General features: G+C 74.1%; 12 protein-coding genes. 4 read left to right on the forward strand and 8 right to left on the reverse strand.

From position 1 onward, the window contains the following. Positions 1-11 precede the first annotated feature (11 nt). Both AC3A6M_RS16360 and AC3A6M_RS16365 read left to right on the forward strand, forming a co-directional pair. On the forward strand, positions 12-1,604 hold the full coding sequence (locus AC3A6M_RS16360; RefSeq protein ID WP_487853785.1) for a hypothetical protein: 1,593 nt from the start codon (positions 12-14) through the stop codon (positions 1,602-1,604). A gap of 2 nt (positions 1,605-1,606) precedes the next feature. Beyond that, positions 1,607-2,083 carry an SH3 domain-containing protein gene (locus tag AC3A6M_RS16365; RefSeq protein WP_487853786.1) on the forward strand — a complete coding sequence of 159 codons (477 nt, stop codon included), beginning with the start codon at positions 1,607-1,609 and terminating at the stop codon, positions 2,081-2,083. Here AC3A6M_RS16365 and AC3A6M_RS16370 read toward each other — a convergent pair. Then, complete coding sequence (locus AC3A6M_RS16370; RefSeq protein ID WP_487853787.1) at positions 2,042-2,524, reverse strand: GNAT family N-acetyltransferase; 483 nt, start codon at positions 2,522-2,524, stop codon at positions 2,042-2,044. The two genes, AC3A6M_RS16365 and AC3A6M_RS16370, sit on opposite strands and share 42 nt — an antisense overlap. A gap of 73 nt (positions 2,525-2,597) precedes the next feature. On the opposite strand from AC3A6M_RS16370, the gene AC3A6M_RS16375 reads away from it, so the two are divergent. Then, complete coding sequence (locus AC3A6M_RS16375) at positions 2,598-3,584, forward strand: PP2C family protein-serine/threonine phosphatase (protein ID WP_487853788.1); 987 nt, start codon at positions 2,598-2,600, stop codon at positions 3,582-3,584. Between the two features lie 51 nt (positions 3,585-3,635). Then, complete coding sequence (locus AC3A6M_RS16380) at positions 3,636-5,138, forward strand: FHA domain-containing protein (protein WP_487853789.1); 1,503 nt, start codon at positions 3,636-3,638, stop codon at positions 5,136-5,138. A gap of 206 nt (positions 5,139-5,344) precedes the next feature. On the opposite strand, the gene AC3A6M_RS16385 is transcribed toward AC3A6M_RS16380, so the two are convergent. From AC3A6M_RS16385 to AC3A6M_RS16415, 7 genes are all read right to left on the reverse strand, one after another. Beyond that, entirely contained in the window at positions 5,345-7,648 is a 2,304-nt protein-coding gene (locus AC3A6M_RS16385) for an SUMF1/EgtB/PvdO family nonheme iron enzyme (RefSeq protein WP_487853790.1), read from the reverse strand. After that, the gene (locus AC3A6M_RS16390) at positions 7,645-9,708 is read right to left on the reverse strand and encodes a coiled-coil domain-containing protein (RefSeq protein ID WP_487853791.1); all 2,064 of its coding nucleotides are present in this window, start codon (positions 9,706-9,708) and stop codon (positions 7,645-7,647) included. Before AC3A6M_RS16390 ends, AC3A6M_RS16385 begins: the two co-directional genes overlap by 4 nt. Positions 9,709-9,812: 104 nt before the next feature. Then, on the reverse strand, positions 9,813-10,835 hold the full coding sequence (locus AC3A6M_RS16395) for a hypothetical protein (RefSeq protein WP_487853792.1): 1,023 nt from the start codon (positions 10,833-10,835) through the stop codon (positions 9,813-9,815). Next, positions 10,832-11,878, reverse strand: coding sequence for a hypothetical protein (locus tag AC3A6M_RS16400; RefSeq protein ID WP_487853793.1), 1,047 nt, complete (start codon positions 11,876-11,878; stop codon positions 10,832-10,834). Before AC3A6M_RS16400 ends, AC3A6M_RS16395 begins: the two co-directional genes overlap by 4 nt. 4 nt (positions 11,879-11,882) lie before the next feature. Further along, positions 11,883-12,464: a hypothetical protein gene (locus tag AC3A6M_RS16405; protein WP_487853794.1), complete on the reverse strand. Its 582-nt coding sequence runs from the start codon at positions 12,462-12,464 to the stop codon at positions 11,883-11,885. Continuing rightward, on the reverse strand, positions 12,461-13,762 hold the full coding sequence (locus AC3A6M_RS16410) for a hypothetical protein (RefSeq protein WP_487853795.1): 1,302 nt from the start codon (positions 13,760-13,762) through the stop codon (positions 12,461-12,463). The genes AC3A6M_RS16405 and AC3A6M_RS16410 overlap by 4 nt, the downstream gene beginning before the upstream one ends. 92 nt (positions 13,763-13,854) lie before the next feature. Continuing rightward, positions 13,855-16,986, reverse strand: coding sequence for a penicillin-binding transpeptidase domain-containing protein (locus tag AC3A6M_RS16415; protein ID WP_487853796.1), 3,132 nt, complete (start codon positions 16,984-16,986; stop codon positions 13,855-13,857). Positions 16,987-17,105 lie beyond the last annotated feature (119 nt).

Below are 17,105 nucleotides of genomic sequence, written 5' to 3' on the forward strand. Positions count from 1 at the left end.
GAGAACGAATCATGCCGGTCTACGTACAGCACGAAACCCTTGCCAGGATCAACGATGTGTTCAGCCCCGAGGCGATCTGGCAGGCGCCCGGGCTGGCCCTGTTCTCGCGCCGTCCGCTGCTGCGCGACCTGCTGGAACGCGCGCCGCGCGAGCAGCGCGGACGCGCGGCCACGCGTTGCTTCTCGCACGTGACGCTGGCGCTGCCGCAGGAAGAGGTCGACGACGACCGCCACCTCACGCGCGGCGCGCGCGTGCGCGACCTGGCCCAGGGCCTGGCGGCGCTGCACCAGAAGGATTTCGGCGACCTGCTCGGCGGCGATGAAGTGCGCTACCACGTGGTCGGCGCCGAAGACCTGGCCCCGGGCGAGGTCGAGGTCCGCTTCGGCCACGCGGTCTACCTGCCGGCGCCGGGCGAAAAGGTGCAGTACACGGTAAGCGTGTCGCGCGACAGCGCGGTGTGGAAGACGGTCTGCCCGGTCTACCCGAACCAGCGCCTGACCCTGATCGGGCATGACGAGCACGAAGCGACCCACGCGGCGCCCGGCTGGCCTTTCGGCGCGGAAGGCGCGATCCTGCTGATCAACGACGGCCCGGAGTCTCCGCTCGAAGTGCAGGTGCGGCCCAAGGACGCCTTCGAGTGCAGCTACGACCCGGCCGGCGGCTATTACACGATCCGCTCGCGCCGCGGCGGGGCCGACGCCGGCGGCGCCGCGCCGCGCCTGCTGCTGCGGATTACCCCGGCGCCGGGCGCGCGCACCAATCCATCGCCGGCCCCGGTCCGCAGCGCCGCCTCGGCTATCCCGGCCCCGGCCCGCACCCCGTCGGCGCCGGCGCCCTCGGCCCGCCCGGCAGTCTGGAAGCCGCGCCAGGCATTGGCGCCCGACATGACGGCGGTGCCGCTGGCCCGGCCGGCGGCCGGCGCGGCGGAAAGCGACGCCACCTATGCGCCGGTGGCGCGCCAGCGGGTGGCGCTGGCGGCGCTGGCCCTGCCGCGCCTGTCGCGCTACCGCGAGACCGGCGCCCAGGCGCTCGAGATCGGCCTGGACCGCGCCCTGGCGCCAGTCGCCCCGGGCGCCGACACCATCCTCGGCTTCGCGGTCGACGATGGCGACGTCCTGCACGCGGTCACGGCCGCCGGCCGCGAACCGGTGGCCGCCCCCGGCAGCTTCAGCCCGGTCGACGGCGCCAGGGTCGAGCTGCTGGCTCCTGCCCCCGAAATGGCCGAGCGCTACCTCGCCCTGCTGCGCCTGCCGCACGCGCCGGCGCTGCCGGTGGCGCCGGGCGCGCGCTTCCTGTTCGGCCGCGGCGCGCCGATGCTGGCCGGCCTGCGGGTGCTGGATTCGCCGCGCTTCCTGCGCGCCGGACCCGGCGCCGCCCCGTCCAGCGCAGACCGCCTCGGCCTGTCGCGCAACGCCTTCAGCTTCGAGGCCGGCCCCGACGGCTACCGCATCGCGCGCGCCAGCGCCACCCAGGCCCTGTACCACCTCGACGAGCAGTTGCGCTTCGTGGCGGCGATCGGCGATGCGACGCCCGAGCAGCCCTACCGGCTGCCGCCCGGCCACCACCTGGTCGCCGGCCACTACGTGCTGCGCTTCGACGCCTGACGATGAACGCCTCCAACCATTGGGCGCTTGCCGCCGCTTATGGCCTGGGCCTGGCGCTGACCCTGGTGCTGGCAGGCTGCCTGACGCCGCGGCGCTGGTGGCGCCGTCCGACCGCCGGCACGCTGGCCCTGGTCGGCGGCGGTACGCTGGCCTTCGGCACCCTGCTCGCGGGCCTGCTGCCGGCGGCCGCGCGGCCGGCGGCGGCGCCTGTCCCGCTGGCGGCGGCGGTGGTTCCCGCGCCGGCGATGGCGGCATTGCGCTACCGGGTCGTCGACGACCTGAACCTGCGCGCCGCCACGGCGACCGGTGCTCCCCGGCTGGCGGTGCTGCCGGCCGGGACCTTCGTCACGCGCACCGGCGCCGCCGACGGCGACTGGTGGCGGGTGCGCGCCCGTGTCAAAGGCAGGGAGGTCGAGGGCTGGGCCAGCAGCCTGTGGCTACGCCGGATCGACGAGGGGGCTGTCGGGGCCAAGGACTAGGCGCATCGGGTTGTAGCGCACGATGCCGACCTGCGTGGGCGCGGTCGGCACGAAGCCCAGCGAGGCATAGAAGGGCAGCGCGTGGTTCGATGCATTCACGGTGAAGGCGTTCGGATGGCCAGGCCCGAGGGCGGCCTGCTTCGCCGTCTCCCATAGCCTGCGCGCGATGCCGCGCCGATGGAAGCGGCTGTCCACGTACAGGCTGTAGACATGGCTGCGCTCGCGGATCGCGATGAAGCCGGCCAGCGTCCCATCCACCTCGGCCACGTGGTAGACATAGCCTTTGGCGAGGAAACCGCGCATGCCCTCCTCGCCCTGCTCGGCCAGGAACACGGCGCCATCGGCCGGCGTGGATTCGTGCAGGATGAATTCCCCGGCGGCGCGGCGCAGCAGCGCGGCGGCGGCCGGGATGTCGTCGGGGACCAGGGAGCGGATCAGCATGGTGTATCGAGTATAAGGGAAACCTGCCTCTAATCGTCGCTTGGCTTTTTGCCATTTCGGTTAGAGTAGGGGGATGCAGACTTCCGAAGGTTTGAACACTTCCTCGCTGCGCTTCGGCGCGTTCGACGTGGCTGCCGCTTCGCGGCTGGGCGCCGGGCCGCGCCTGCGCGAAGAAAACCAGGACAACCTGCTGCTGGTCGACACCTCCGGCCACGCCGTCTGGCTCCACGGCCAGCAGCCGCAGCGCCGCCAGCTGGCGCGCTGGCGCCCGGGCCATGCCCGGCTCGCCGTGCTGGACGGGATGGGCGGCCATGGGCATGGACGCGAAGCGGCGGAAGCGGTCGTGGCCGGCCTGCTGGCGATGCCGCCCTGCGATTCGGCAGCCGCACTGACCCGCCACCTCGACCAGCTGCACGCCGGGCTGCAGCGCCATTTCGCGCAGCTGGCCGGAGCCGGGCCGCGTCCCGGCACCACCCTCACCCTGCTGGAGCTGCCCGAACACGGCGACCCGATCCTGTACCACATCGGCGATTCGCGCCTGTACGAGATCACGCGCGAGCGCGCGGCGCCGCTGACCGTCGACCACGTGCCGGCCACCGCCTTCGCGATGGCAGGCCTGATCGGCGAACAGGAATGGTGGCAGCAGGTGCACGGCGAGCACCGGCCCCAGGTCTCGCAAGCCTTTATCCTCGGGAATGCCTTCGCCAACCCGGCCCAGCTGAACGATGCGCTGTTCGAACTGACCCCGCTGAACCTGCCGTCCTGGCTGTGCGCCCTGCCGGACCGGCGCGTGCTCCACCTGCGCCCGGACGCCACCTACCTGCTGGCCACCGACGGCCTGTGGTCCTGCTCCGATCCCTACGGCTGGGTTGGCCAGTGGCCGCAGCTGCTCGGCGGGCGGCTCGATGCGGCCGGCATGCTGGCGGCCCTGCTGCGGGCCTACGAAGCGCACCCACCCGCCTTCTTCCACCCGGACAACGTGACGGCCATCCTGCTGCGCACGCCGGGCCCGGGTCCGGCCCCGGGTGCGCGCGACGAAACCGTCCTGCCGGGCGCCTGAGCCCAGCCAACATCACGTAAGCTATCCCTGACGAGAACCAGCCGACCGACCATGAAACGCTGCAGCAGCCCCGACCATCCGCACTGCACCGCCTGGGTCATGCCCGGCGAGCAGGCCTGCGCGCACGGCCATGGCCAGCCTGCGGTGGCGGCGGATGCCCTCGGTTCCAGCTTCGACATGCTGCAGTCCGTCCGCGCCAGGCGCGACGCCGCCGATGCGATCCGCCCCGGCGCCGCCGCACTCCCGGCGCATGGACAGGCCGGGCCGCTGTTGCACATCAGCGATTTCGACCCGCGCGCCGCCGGCGGCCGCCAGGCCATCAGACTGGAGCTGCGCGGCATGCCGGACGACACCCCGGCCGAGCTCACCATGCTGCTGCGCTCGGCGCTGCTGCCGCAGGGCGGCGGCCGCCAGACCTTCACGCGCAGCCTGCGCGGCGGCTGGCGCCCGGTGGTGGTCGAGTTCTCGTCGCGCGGCCGCGAACATGGCCAGTACCGCGTCGACGTCGAGCTGCACGCCCGCGATCCCGGACAGCCGGGCAACGCCCGCACCTGGGTCGCGACCGTGGTGCTGCTGGTGCCGCGCCTGGATGCCTCGCTGGCCGAGATCCACCAGACTTACCTGGCGGCGCGCAAGAACGTGCGCATCCACGCCGACGACGCCTCGATCGCGCGCCTGCACGGCCTGGACGCGGCCGGCCCGCTCGACATCGCGATCGAGGCCCGCAACGCCTCCATCGCCCAGCTCCAGCTCGGACCGCAGTCCGGCGCACCCCAGGGCAAGATCGACCTGGCGCTGCCGACCATCGCCTGGGACGAAGAGCTGATCGAGATCGACCTGCCGGCCACGCGCGCGGCCCACCCCTGCCCGGCCTCGCGCGCCTGCCTGGTGCATGCCGAACCGGATGCGGGCATGCAGCGCCACCTGCGCCTGTTCGCCCTCGACGAATGCGTACTGGGCCGGATCGACGCCGAGGCCGACCTGCTGCTGTGCCATTACGGCGAGCATGGCCCCGAGTACGAAGGCCTGACGCGGCGCATTTCGGCGCGCCACGCCGTGATCCGGCCGGGCCGGCACGGGTTCGAGATCGAGGATGTGTCGCGCTACGGCCTGCTGCTGGACGGCGCCTGGCCCGGCAAGTCCAGCCCGGTGCCGCTGCGGCTGGGGATGCGCATCGAACTGACGGCCAGCATCCGGGGCGTGGCCGCGCTGGTGGTGACGGCGCTGCTGCCGCATGCCGTGGTGCTGCACCGCGTCGACGCCGGCGGCGCCGCCGAATGCTTCACGCTGCTGGCGCCCGGCGTGGCGCCGTCCACCGATCCTGGCAGCGCCCTGCCGCGCGCCGCCGTGCTGCCGCAACTGTTCCACCGCGACGGCGGTTTCTGGCACCGCGATCCGGGCACCGGCGCCGACACCCCGCTGGGTCCTGCGGCCGCACTCGACCGCCTGGCCGGTTTCCACGGCCAGGTACGCTTTACCGCCACGCCCTACCCCGACGTCCGGGCAGTGCGCGGCGCCGACCGCCGCGCCGTTCCGCAACTGTCGGGCGCCTGAACGGCGTTCCGGTCAGCCCGGGCGCAGCACCAGGAAGATCAACGCGGCGCCTGCCAGCAGCGCGGCTTCCAGCGAAAACACGATGACGGGAATACGGATACTCTCCGGAATACGCATGATAGCCCTCCGTTGAGCGGTGGCGTCGACTCATGCGTGCACGGCCGACCGCCGGTCACTCGAAATGCACGACCGATTATCCCACGGACCTACAGCAAGTCGCGCACGACCCGGAAGCCGACGATGTCGTTCGACAAGGCGCTCGAAAAGCCGTTGCGCAGGGCCGAGCGCAGGTAGCGCGGGTTGTACAGCCAGGAACCGCCGCGCAGGATGCGGCGGGCCTGGTCGCCGCCCTCTTCCCAGGCGCTGCCGTCCAGCGGCGCGCCTTCGTAGTTGTCATGCACCACGTCCTGCACCCATTCCCAGACATTGCCGTGCATGTCGAACAGGCCCCATGGGTTGGGCGGGAACATCCCGGCCGGCGTGGTGCCGCGCCGGTATTCGCCGCGCGCGCCGCCGTTGTACGTGAAATTGCCGTCGTAATTGGCCTGCGCGGTCGAGATGGTGTCGCCGAAGCTGAACGCGGTTTTGGTGCCGGCGCGGCAGGCGTATTCCCACTCGGCTTCGCTCGGCAGGCGGTAATGGCGTCCGGTGGCCTCCGACAGCCAGCGCACATAGTCCTGGGCGTCGTACCAGTTGACGCCGACCACCGGATGCGCATCGGTCTGCGCAAAGCCCGGCGCTTCCCAGTTCACTTCACCGCTCTGGCGCCAGCCCGTGGCGCGCACGAAGGCCCGCCACTCGCCCACCGTGACCGGGTAGCGGCCCATCGCGATCGGCCGGTCGATGCCGACCCAGTGCTGCGGCAGCTCGCGCGCCAGCCAGCTCTTTTGCGAGCCGGCCTCCATCGCGAGCCGGCGCTCATGCTCCGGTGAGCCCATCTGGAAGCGCCCGGTCGGCAGCAGCACCAGTTCCGGGCCCTGGCCCTCGCCGTCCAGGAAGCGGTCGCGCAGCACGCCTTCGAGGTCGGCCACCGGACTGTGCGGGGTCGGCATCAGCGCTTCGAGCTCGGCCTGGTTGCGCGCCGCCAGCTCCGCGCGCGCACGCTGCTGTTGCGCGAGATAGGCCGCGGCGGCCCTGGCTTGCGCCAGCTTGCGGCGGGCCTGCTCGGCTTCCTGGCGCGCCTTTTCCGCCTCGAGCGCGCGGCGTTCCGCCAGCTGGCGCCGCAGTTCTTCCTTGCGCACCCGCCGCGCTTCCTCGGCCGCGATGCGCGCCAGGCGCTCCTGTTCGCGGCGCTGGCGGTCCAGCGCGGCCTGGGCCGCAGCCCTGGCCTTGGCCTCGGCTTCCGCACGGCGCCGCAGCGCCGCTTCCTGGGCGCGGCGCAGCAGCTCGGCCTCGGCCGCTTCGCGTTCGGCTTGCGTGGCCTGTTCGGCGTCCTGCCCGGACTCGCCGTCGGCGCGCCGTTCGGCTTCGCCGGGGCCGGTGCCCTGCTCCAGCCGCTCGATCAATGCGCTCACGCTGCCCGGGCGCGCGGCGGCGTCGGCCGCAAAGCCGGCCTGCAGCGTCTCCCACTGGGCGTCGGAAAGCCCGTCGGGACGGGGCGGCAGCGGCCGCTCGTCCTGGCCGGCGCCGAACGGCAGGCGGCCGCTCAGCATCCGGTAGACCATCACCGCCACCGCATGCACGTCCAGGCCGCGCGCCGGCGTCTCCGGCTGCGCGCCGCGTCCCGCTTCGGGAGCGCGGTAGCCGGCCGTGCCCGAGCTGGCCGGCGCCTCCAGCGGCGCTTCGCCCGTGCCGCTCGCGCGGGCGGCGATGCCGAAGTCGAGCAGCTTGACCTCGCCGGCGCGGGTCAGGAACAGGTTGGCCGGCTTGATGTCGCGGTGCACCAGCTGGTGGCGCTCCCAGGCATGCTCGAGGGCGGCCGCGACCGGCTTGAGCAAGGCAAGCGTGCGCTCCAGGCCGAGCGGTCCCTCGCGCGCCAGCAGGCTGTCGAGGTCCTCGCCTTCCAGGCATTCCATGATGATGAAGTAGCTGGCCGTGGCCGGGTCCTGGGCCCAGTCGTAGACCCGCACGATGTGCTCATGGGCGAGCTGGCGGGCGCGCGCGGCTTCTTCGATGAGCAGGCGTGCATGGGCCGTGTTCAGGGTCAGCCGGGGCGGCAGGATCTTCAGCGCGACCCGGGCGCTGTGGCCCAGTTCCGCGTGGGTGGCGAGGTCGGTGGCCTGCCACACCTGGCCCATGCCGCCGTGGGCGATCAGGCGCTCGAGGCGATAGCGGCGTCCGATGGGGCCGACTTCCTGGCCCGTCATCAGGCCGATCTCGGTGCCGCGCTCGGCCGCCGGGGCGCGCAGCGGCATGGCGGCCTGCCCCGGCGCGGCGTCGGCCGGCAGGGGCGGCGCGTAGGCGGCGTCGAGGATGGCGTTCTTGCGGCTGTCGAATTCCTGGCGGCTCAGCAGGCCGTCTTCGTGCAGGGCGCGCAGTTCGCGCAGCTTGTCGATCGCGGTCTGCATCATCCCCGTGCCGGCAGCGCGGCGCCGCAGGCCGCGCAGAAACGGTCGCCCGGGTGTGCGCCGGCGTGGACGCAGGCCTTCACGGCTCCGGCCAGCGCGCCGGCGACGCCGGCGCCGAGCTGGGCCTGGGTCGCCAGCGCGGTCTTGTTGACGTCGTTCTGCAGGGCGAGCAGTTCGAGCTGGTGGCGGCGTTCGCGCTCCAGCTGGGCGTCGCGCCGCACGCGCTCCTGTTCCACCTGCTCTTGCGCCAGGCGCCAGGCATCGGTATTCGCGGCGCCGACCACGCCGGCCAGGGCCGCCAGCTGATCGGCGCGCATGCCGGCATGCATGCGGGTCTTCATCACGTCGGCAAGCAGGGCCGCGTTGGCGGGCGCCACCAGCGCGACCTTGGCGCTGTCGTCGAGGGCGCCCAGCGCTGCGGCGCGTTCGATCTCGGCCCGGACCAGGTCGAGCTCGTGCATGCGCTTCTCACGCTCGCCCTCGCGCTCGTTGCGCGCGGCGATGGCGTCGGCCTCGATCGTGCGCAGCAGCTTTTCGTGCTGGGCCAGCGCGTCCTCCCGGGCGCCGCCCCGGCGCAGGGTCTCGAGCTGCTGGCGCACCTGCTCGGCGTCCAGCGACAGGCGGCCCGCGGCCTGGGCATCCTGCCACTCCAGCACCCGCTCGGCTTCGCGGCGGTGGGCCTCGTTCTCCAGCCGCAGCAGCTTCAGGCGCGCCGCATGGCCCTCGTCGTCGATCTCGCGCGCGCGCCGCGCCGCCGCCTGCTCGGCCTCGTGCAGCCTGGCCAGCTCGGCGCGCTGGCGGCTGGCGTCCTCGATGCCGCGCGCCTGCTCGATCTTGTTGCGGATCTGCTGCTGCAGCAGCTGGTGGGCGAAGCGCTGCCGGGCCACGGCGCGCGCCTGCGCCGCATCCTGCTGCGCGACTTCGAGTTCGGTGCGCATGCGGATCGCGGCCAGCTCGCGCAGCTGCTGCCATTGCGCCGCCTCGTCCTGGCGCGCGCCGTGCTTGCCCTCGAGCGCGTGTTCGAGCGCCGCCACGGCATCGACGGCGCCGCGCTCGATCGCCTGCTTGCGGGTGCGCGATTCGACGATGCGGCCGTACAGTTCGATCTGGCGCGCGCGGATCGCCTGGGCGCGCTCGGCGTTCTTGAGCGACAGGCCGGCGTGCTCCAGGCTCCCGTCCTGGCGCAGCTCGGCGCGGCGGTGGCGCAGGCGGCTTTCCTGTTCCTCGCGGCGGATCCGGTTCCACTCCGCTTCGCCGTACAGCTCGTCGAGCTGCTTCGCGTGCTCGATGCGCACGCGCTGCTCGTCCGCGGCCAGCCACAGGGTGCCGATGCGCTCCCGGTTGGCGTCGAACTTGTCGTGACGAAGCGCGATGGTGTCGACCCGCACCACCGCCAGGCCGTAGCCGGACAGCAGCAGCGCCAGGCCGCCCTGCAGATGCTGGTCGAGTTCCAGGCGCAGCTCGCGGCGGCCGGCCATGTCGCGCAGCGAGCGCGCCGCCACGAATTCGCGCGCCAGCTGGCGCACCGGCTCCAACAGCAGCTCGCGCAGCTGCGCGTCCTTGATCGTGCCGGGCATGGTCATGAAGTGGCGCGCGAAGGCCGGCACGTTCTCGATCTTCAGCGACAGCGTGAGCGTGGCCTCGACCTGCAGGTGTTCGCAGGTGGCCAGGCCGTCGAGCACGAATTCGACCGGCAGCGCGGCGCTGCGGGTGACCAGGATTTCCGCATGCTGGTCGCGCAGCAGGTTGTTCAGCCGGGTGAAGAAACCTTCGATCTCGTACTCCCCCTGCGGCACCTCGGTGGCCTGCCCGCCCTGCAGGATGTAGGCGCGGGCCGTGGCCGGCACGTGCAGGGTCTTGACGAAGATGCCGGACAGGTCGCGCACGCCGAAGAATACGGCCAGCTCGTCCGGACCCGGCGCCCAGCGGTTCTCGACCAGCACCGGACGGTGGCGCGGCGCGCCCAGCAGCAGGCCGCAGGAGGCGCAGTACGCGGCCCCGGCGGCATTGCCGTGCTCGCAACGGGGACAGGCGCCAGCGCCGATTCCGAACATCTTCAACATGACCCGCTCCTCTTCATACCGCCCAGTTCATACAGCCCGGTTGCCAGCCGATTCTAGCAGCCGCCCGCCCGCCTTGTTGTCCACACGACAATCGTGCGCAGGCTTCAAATGATCCCGATCCGCTCCACGCAGGCCACGCTCGCGCCTTGTGCGCGCAGCCCTTCTGCGAAACCATCCGGCAGCTGCTCCTGCCAGGCGCGCGGCAGCAGGATGCGGTCGCCGGGGCCGGCCTCGCGCAGCAGCAGCGCGCACTTCGGCGCGACGCCGTCGACCGGGTCGACCCGGCCGGCATGCCAGGCGCCGGAACAGCCGCTGGCGATCAGGCGTCCGCGCGGCACGAACTCGCGCCCGCGCGCCAGCCGGTCCGCCATCACCAGCGCCAGTTCCCAGGAATTGCCGGCAAACGCTTCGGCGCCGAAGCGCACCACGCTGCGCCAGCGGCCCAGGGCGCGGCCGTCGAAGTGCCGCGCGCCGCCCAGGACCTGGCGCACGGCCAGCTGGCGCGCCGCGTCCTGGTCCGGCGCGGCGATGGTCTGCTCCTCGTCCGCCGCCTCCGCGCCCGCATGGCGCCCGAGCGGATGCACGCTGACCTCGACCCAGCCCATCCCGCCGTCCGCGCCGCTGTGCAGCGGAAACCAGGCGCGCGCGGTCGATACCGCCGCAGCCGGATCGGCGTGGCCGCTCAGCAGGCCCAGGTGCGGCAGGCCGGCGCCGCCCAATAGCGCATCCGCGGCCTGTGCCGCCGATGCCGCGCCGAGGGTGTTGCCGGCCACGCGACCACGCTCCCATTCGTCGGACCAGCCGTTGGCCAGCAGCCCGGGCCGGGGCCGCTGCAGGCCGCGCACCATCCGGTCGGCCAGCACCGCGGCCAGCTCCCAGCCGCGCTCGCCCGGCGGCGGCCGGCGGTCGAGGCTCAGCACGACCTGGTCGCGGCTGTCGAAGCGCGGCTCGGTCAGGCGCGCCAGGCGCACCACCTGCTGCATGCGGCCGGCCAGGAGCGCATCGTCCGGCACCGCGCATTTGACTTCGGCGCGCCCGGCGCGCGGGCGGCGCGTGGCGGTCAGGGTCAGGATCGCGCCGTCGGCCAGCGGGCAGCGCACCAGCACCGTGTCGGGAATCGGGTTCATGATGCCTCTCCTTCGCCGGTGACGCTGCGGCGCCCGGCGCAATCGGCCTCCAGGTTCGCGACGATACGCTCGGCTTCGTCGTACAACCGGGGCAGCGCGGCCTCGCCGGCCTGGCGCAGGCGGGCCAGCAAGGCCCAGGCCTCGTCCAGCGACACGCAGGCGCGGCGGCTGTGGCGCGCGCGGCGCAGCTGTTGGTCCGCGGCCAGCGGCTGGCCCGGCGCCGCCAGGTCCAGCGCCGGCATCGCGTTGACGGCCACCGACACCAGGTCCAGGCGCTGCAGCAAGGCTTGCTGGCGCTGGAACTGCGCCGAGGCCGCCGGCATCGCCGCCAGCCGCGTCCCGCACATCAGGCAGGGCAGCTCCAGGAACAGGCGGCGCAGCGCCTTCGCGTCCTCCTGCACAGGATCGAAACGCTCGATGGCCACCGGTTCGGGCGGCGGCGCGGCCGGCGCCGCGGCCTGGCTTTCGGCCCGCTCCGCCAGCGCGCGCGCATAGTCATGCGTATCGGCCAGGTCGACCGGCACGCAATCGTCCACGGTCACGCCGAAACGCATGTAGAGCAGCTGGTTCAAGCCCTGGCGGAAGGCGTTCCACTCGTCCAGGGTAGTACAGGGCGGCAGCTCCAGGCCGCCGGTTTCCAGCTCGTGGCGCAAGGAGGACTCGATCGCCGCCGCCAGCGCGGCCAGCTCCAGCCGCCCGGTCACCTCGGCCGCGAGGTAGAGGTCGAAGCGCTGCTGGGACGCCTGCGGATCCGGCGCGTCGACCGCGAAGCTGGTGCGCAGGCCGATTTCCGGCGCCGCGGCGAAGGGCAGCAGGTCGGCCGTGTAAGGACCCGGGTGGAAGGCATAGGCCGTCTCTTCCGGCCGCGCTTCGATGCGGCGCGCGGCCTGCAGGCGGCGGGTGCGGCCATCCGTGCCGACCACCACGGCCTGGCATCCGGCGGGAGGCGCGGCGCCCGCGGGGAGCGCCAGCGCGACCACGGTCCGGCCGAGTTCGCAGGCCTGTTCGGGGACGGCGGCGCGCTTGAAGAAACCCAGCATCATGTCCTCATCCGGGCAGCGCTTCGACGGCGAAGGCGGCGCCGGCCGCCTGCAGGTGGCTGGCGGGCGCATCCCGGAACGGCCAGGCGGCTTCGCATTCGCCATCCGCGTCCAGCCGGCCCTCCAGGATCGTGCGGCCGGCGCCGTCGCGCACGCGCAGCGCCGCGCGCGCCGCCAGCAGCGCCGGCGCGAACGGCGCCTCGGCCGCCAGCTGCAGGATCGTCTTCCACCCCGCCCCGTCGGCGACCAGGTGCAGGGTGAACCAGCCGTCGTCGGTGCGCAGGGCGTCGATCGCGCCGCCGCTGGCCGCGCGCAGGCGGCCTGGGCTGGCGCGCCATCCCGGGGCCCCGGCGCTTCCCGGCTGCGCGGCGCGCCGCTCGAGCGCGAGCTGGCGCAGGCGGCGCAGGGTCAGCGGCGAAGCCTGCAGGGCGGCGCGCTCGCCCGCCGTCAACGGCCGGCTGCCGTCCAGCGCTGCGACCAGGGTCGCGTCGGCCAGCACCAGGCGGTCGCCCTCGACGCGCCGGTCCAGCAGCAGGCGTTCCTGCAGGCGGCGCTCGATGCCGCCGTCGCGTGCGGTGTTCGTGTTCATTCGCTTCTCCTCATGGTTGCCGCTTGCAGGCGGGCGATCGCCGCGTCGCGCCGCTTGCGCAGGGTCGGCAGCGATACCTGGGCCAGTCCGGCCAGCTGCTGCATGGTCGGCAATTCCCCGGTGGCCGGGTCGCGCCAGGCGTCCGGATACGCATCGTCGCCCGGCCCCAGCAGCTTCGCATACACGGCCAGCCGCAGCGCCAGGCCGTCCCTGGCCAGTTCGCGCGCCACCCAGCCCGCGCGCTGCTCGGCCTCGCCCGCCGCCAGCATGTAGCCGGGGGGAAGTGAAACCGCGGCGGCCAGCGCCTCCCATTGCGGATCCTCGTCGAGCGGCGGATCCGGCTCGGGCTCCGCCGCGCCATCCACATCGAGCGCATCTTCGCACGCTTCCAGGATCCGGTCCGGTCCGGGCGTGGCCGCCTGTTCCGACTCCTGCAGCACGCGCCAGTAATCTTCCATCCACAGCGCGGCGTCGTCGCGGTCCTGCAGCCAGTCGCGGTCCTGGTTCGACGACAAGGCTTCGTAGTCGCCGATCTCGGCCAGCATGGCGGCGATCCGGTCGGGTGCGCCCTTCAGGCTGGCGAAGCGCTTCGAGCGGGTGTGCAACGGGCCGGCGCTGCCGGTGAAGCGCTCCAGGGTCTCGCTCCAGCGCAGCAGCCATTCGGCGCGGCAGTCGGCGATCGAGCGCAGCTGGCGCACTTCGATCGGCGTGCCCTGCAGTTCGCGCCCGAGGATGGCGCCGACCTGGGCGCGGTGCTGCTCCCAGCCGGCGAACAGGCGGGCGATCTCGCCATAGGCCGTGTCCAGCATGCGGTAGGCGTACATCCGGTTCGGGCTGCAGGGGCGGCCGCAGGCGGCCAGGTAGTTGTCGGCGTCGACCTTGTCGCGCAGGACGGCGTACATATCGTTCACCTTCTTGCGCAGCAGGGCCTCGCCGCCGGCGTCGCGCCAGAAGGCCCCGATGCGCGCCTGCTCGGCCGCGATGGCGGCGCAGAAGGCGTGCCAGTCGGCGGGACGGGCCCGCAATTCGTACAGCAGGCCCAGCGAAAGTTCCAGCACCGTGTCGCCGTAGCTGTTGCCCGCCGCCAGCGCGCGCGGGGTGCGCCGGGCCTGGCGCAGGCGGTCGGCGGTCAGCTCGACGTAGTCGGCCAGCGTCTCCTCCATGACGGACGGGTCGGACAGGCGCGCAGGATCGACCAGGCGCGCACAGCCGCGCAGGGCCGCCAGCGAGCATTGCCCCAGCAGCTTGCGCACTTCCTCCCAGCCCGGCTCCTGGTACCGGGTCCCCGGCAAACGCATACCTTCCTCTTTCGTGTCAATCCAGCAAAATAATGCCATACAAACACGAAAGCGAGGCGCGCTGGAGGACGCGAATCACCCGCCAATTCCGCCTATCGCGCCGCCGGCGTCCATTTCATGTCCTGCATCGCGCGCAGCAGCGCCGCCACGACCGGCGCCGCATGGCCACCGCCGGTCTCGTCCGAGCGGCTGGCGAACACGGCGAAGGCCAGCCGGCGCGTCTGGCCCGGCAGGCTGCCGGGTTCGAGCCAGCCGGTGAACCAGACCGTGGCCAGGTCGCCGTCGCCGACCGGCGCGGTGCCGGTCTTGCCGTACAGGCCGCGCCGCAACGCCGCCAGCTCGGGCGCGCGGAAGGCGCCGGCGGCGGTGCCGGCGTCGATCACGCCCTTCATGCCGGCACGGATGCGGTCCAGGCGCACCCCGAGCTCCGGGCCGGGATGCGCGTCCGCGGCGCGCCCGTCCAGGCTGGCCAGCAGGCGCGGCCGGATCACGCGCCCCTCGCCCACCGCCGCCGCCACCAGCGCCATCTGCAGCGGCGTGGCCTGCATGCGCAGCCCGATCGCCATCTGGCGCAGTTCGTGGCGCGTATGCACCGGGTCGATGCCGCTGGGGCTGGCCTGCAGCGCGTCCCACGCCGACCACGGGTAGTCGGCCGGCAGCAAGCCGCCGTCCAGGCGCAGCGCCTCGCCGAAGCCGAGCCGGCGCGCCATGGCGACGATCGGCCGGACAGGGTCCAGCGCGCCCGGCGTCAGCGGCTGCAGGTCGGGCGCGCCACCGTCGGGCCGGCCCAGCAGGCTGCGGTCCGACAGTTCGCCGGCCCAGGCGAACCAGGTGTTCAGGCTGTAGGTGATGGCTTGCTGCAGGCCCAGGCGGCCATCCTGGGCGCGCCGGTCCAGCCCCTGGTCGCGGAAGTTCGTGATGCGGGCGCGCCCGTCGGCCGGATAGGTGGGCGCATCGGTGCGGAAGGCGAAGCCGCGCGCCGCGGCGGCCGCATTGATGGCGGCCAGCGGCTCGCCGGCCAGCAGCGCGTCGAGCCGGGCGTCCTGGCGCGCCGCCCGCTCCAGCCCGAGTGCGCTGACGATCTTGAAGGTCGAGCCCGGACTCCGCTCGGCGCCGCCGTCGTGCTGGAAGGCCGGCAGGCGCAGCGGGCTGGCGGCCGGGTCGATGCGGTCGAAATCGCGCACTTCGGCCCAGTTCGCGCCGTCGATCCCGCCGGCCCCGGCGCCGGCAGCGGCCAGCACCTCGCCGCTGCCGGCGTCCATTACCACCATTCCCGCCTGGCGCCCGGCCGGCGGTGCGCTTCCACCGCTGCAGCGGCGGCCATCCCAGGCGCCGCGGCGCATGGCGATGCAGTCGAGCGCCGCCTGGGCCGCCGTCTGCAGTTCGAGGTCGAGCGTCAGGACGGCCTGGTGGCTGCCGCTGCCCGGCAACCGCGCCAGCATGCCGGCCACGCTGTTGGCGTGCCCGGCCCGCACGCCCAGCAGCGGGGCCAGCCCGGCCTGGCGCGCCGCCTCGCTCGGGGCGCCGTCGATCCACAGGCTGCGGCCGCGGCGGTCGCGCAGCGCCACCTCGGACCCGGCCGGCGCGCGCCGCCCCTGGCCGGCCGGCAGCGCCTGCCATGCGAGGCCGCCGTCCTTCAGCACGATGTGGCGGTAGCGGGCATCGCCCGGCGCCGCCAGCGCATCGATGCCGAGCGGCGCGGCATCCAGCACCACTTCGCGCGCGCCCGGGTCCGGCGCCAGCGCGAGCACCTGCACCTCGTCCGGCCGGGTGCAGGCCCGCCCGCCGCACGCCGGCGCCGCCGAGACCAGCCGCGCGCCGCGCAGGCCCACCAGGCGCCCGGCCAGCATCAGCTCCAGCGTCGCGGCTTGCTGCCCGTCCGGCAGGCGCAGGCGCAGGCGCGCGCCTTCGCCGCCGAGCGGCCAGGCGGCGATTCGCTGCCAGCCGCCCCAGCCCTGCGGCAAACGGGCAAACAGCCGGGCCGCCGCGGCCGGCAGGTCGCCCGCCAGCGGCGCCGGCGCCCCGCCCGCCTCGGCCTGCCAGCGGCCGGCGTCGAGCGCCGGGCGCAGGCGCCAGGCCAGCAGCCGGCGCTCGCTGTTGAAGATCCGTACCTGCTCGCGCACGAAATCGCCGTCGGCGTGCCGGTACAGGCGCTCGAGCAGGCGCAGCGTGGCCGGGTCGATGGCCACCCGCTCCCAGCCGGTCTTGCCCTGTGTGCGCCAGGCCGCCAGGTCCGGCGGCGCCAGCTCGGCCAGGCCGTCGGCTTTCATGCGCAGCAGGCCGCGCGCGTGCAGGCTCTCGAACAGGCGCTGGTCTTCCAGCGCGGCTGCGGGCAGCGCCGGCACGCGATAATCGCCGGGCGCCAGCCAGGCTTCGGCCGGCGCGCCCGCCGCCGGAAAGGCGACCGCCAGCGCGCGCGCGCCGCCCTGCGCCGGCGCCGCCGGGCGGTAGAGCTGCAACACCAGCTCGCCCGCCGCGCAGGATGGGGCCGGACGGCGCAGGAAGTGCAGCGCCTGGCGGTCCCACAGCAGCCAGCCCTGGCGGCCCAGTCGTGCCTGCCCGGACGCCGCCGCCTGGTAGGCGACGGTCCCCTGGTCGCCGACCCAGCGCGCCGCATAACCCTCCCAGCGCAGCTCGGGCGCGGCGACGCTCCCTTTGATCAGGACGCGCGGCATGGCGTCCTCGGCCAGCACCACGTTGCGCAGCAGGACCGGGCTGGCCGCCTGCGCATTCCGGGCCGCCAGCGCCGCCACCTCGTCGAAGCGCACGCCGATCCGCAGCGGCAGCAGGCGGCCGCTGGCCGGGTCGAGCATCTGGCTGCACAGGTCGATGCGGCGCGCCGGTTCCGGGTGCAGGCCGGACAGGATCAACAGCGCGGCGCCGCCATGCGGTTCGAGCACGGCCGCCGGGCCGGGCGGTACGGTGAAGGCGGCGCCCGGCAGCACCGGCTGCAGCGAGGCCAGGCCGGCCGGGCCGGCCGCCGCCGCTTCGCCCGCGGCCGCGATCCAGCGCGCGTGCACGCCGATCGCGACGGCGCCGCCGACGGCCAGCAGGCAGCAGGCCAGGCCAAGCCAGCGCAGCGCGGCCGGACGCGCCCCCGCCTCGCGCGCCGGCGCCTGGGTCCGTACGGGCGCCCGCGTGCGCGCCTGCCCCGCCCGCAGGTTGCGCGCGCGCCGCCAGCGCGCCTGCCCCGCCGCCAGGGCCCCGAACACCGCTCCGATCATGCCTGTCCTCCCGCTCGAATGCTCGAGCAGCCCTAGCGGGGGAAGCAGGAAAACTGTGCGGCTTCGGCGGCGGAATTTCGCACTTCATGCCGCATTTTTTGCGGCCTGTCGCACGCCGC

It is taken from the genome of Telluria sp. Soil_C_11 (assembly GCF_057657395.1).

Coding starts and splice junctions, on each gene's coding strand:
- AC3A6M_RS16360 (WP_487853785.1), top strand. CDS start 12: ATGCCGGTCTACGTACAGCACGAAACCCTTGCCAGGATCAACGATGTG.
- AC3A6M_RS16365 (WP_487853786.1), top strand. CDS start 1,607: ATGAACGCCTCCAACCATTGGGCGCTTGCCGCCGCTTATGGCCTGGGC.
- AC3A6M_RS16370 (WP_487853787.1), bottom strand. CDS start 2,524: ATGCTGATCCGCTCCCTGGTCCCCGACGACATCCCGGCCGCCGCCGCG.
- AC3A6M_RS16375 (WP_487853788.1), top strand. CDS start 2,598: ATGCAGACTTCCGAAGGTTTGAACACTTCCTCGCTGCGCTTCGGCGCG.
- AC3A6M_RS16380 (WP_487853789.1), top strand. CDS start 3,636: ATGAAACGCTGCAGCAGCCCCGACCATCCGCACTGCACCGCCTGGGTC.
- AC3A6M_RS16385 (WP_487853790.1), bottom strand. CDS start 7,648: ATGATGCAGACCGCGATCGACAAGCTGCGCGAACTGCGCGCCCTGCAC.
- AC3A6M_RS16390 (WP_487853791.1), bottom strand. CDS start 9,708: ATGTTGAAGATGTTCGGAATCGGCGCTGGCGCCTGTCCCCGTTGCGAG.
- AC3A6M_RS16395 (WP_487853792.1), bottom strand. CDS start 10,835: ATGAACCCGATTCCCGACACGGTGCTGGTGCGCTGCCCGCTGGCCGAC.
- AC3A6M_RS16400 (WP_487853793.1), bottom strand. CDS start 11,878: ATGATGCTGGGTTTCTTCAAGCGCGCCGCCGTCCCCGAACAGGCCTGC.
- AC3A6M_RS16405 (WP_487853794.1), bottom strand. CDS start 12,464: ATGAACACGAACACCGCACGCGACGGCGGCATCGAGCGCCGCCTGCAG.
- AC3A6M_RS16410 (WP_487853795.1), bottom strand. CDS start 13,762: ATGCGTTTGCCGGGGACCCGGTACCAGGAGCCGGGCTGGGAGGAAGTG.
- AC3A6M_RS16415 (WP_487853796.1), bottom strand. CDS start 16,986: ATGATCGGAGCGGTGTTCGGGGCCCTGGCGGCGGGGCAGGCGCGCTGG.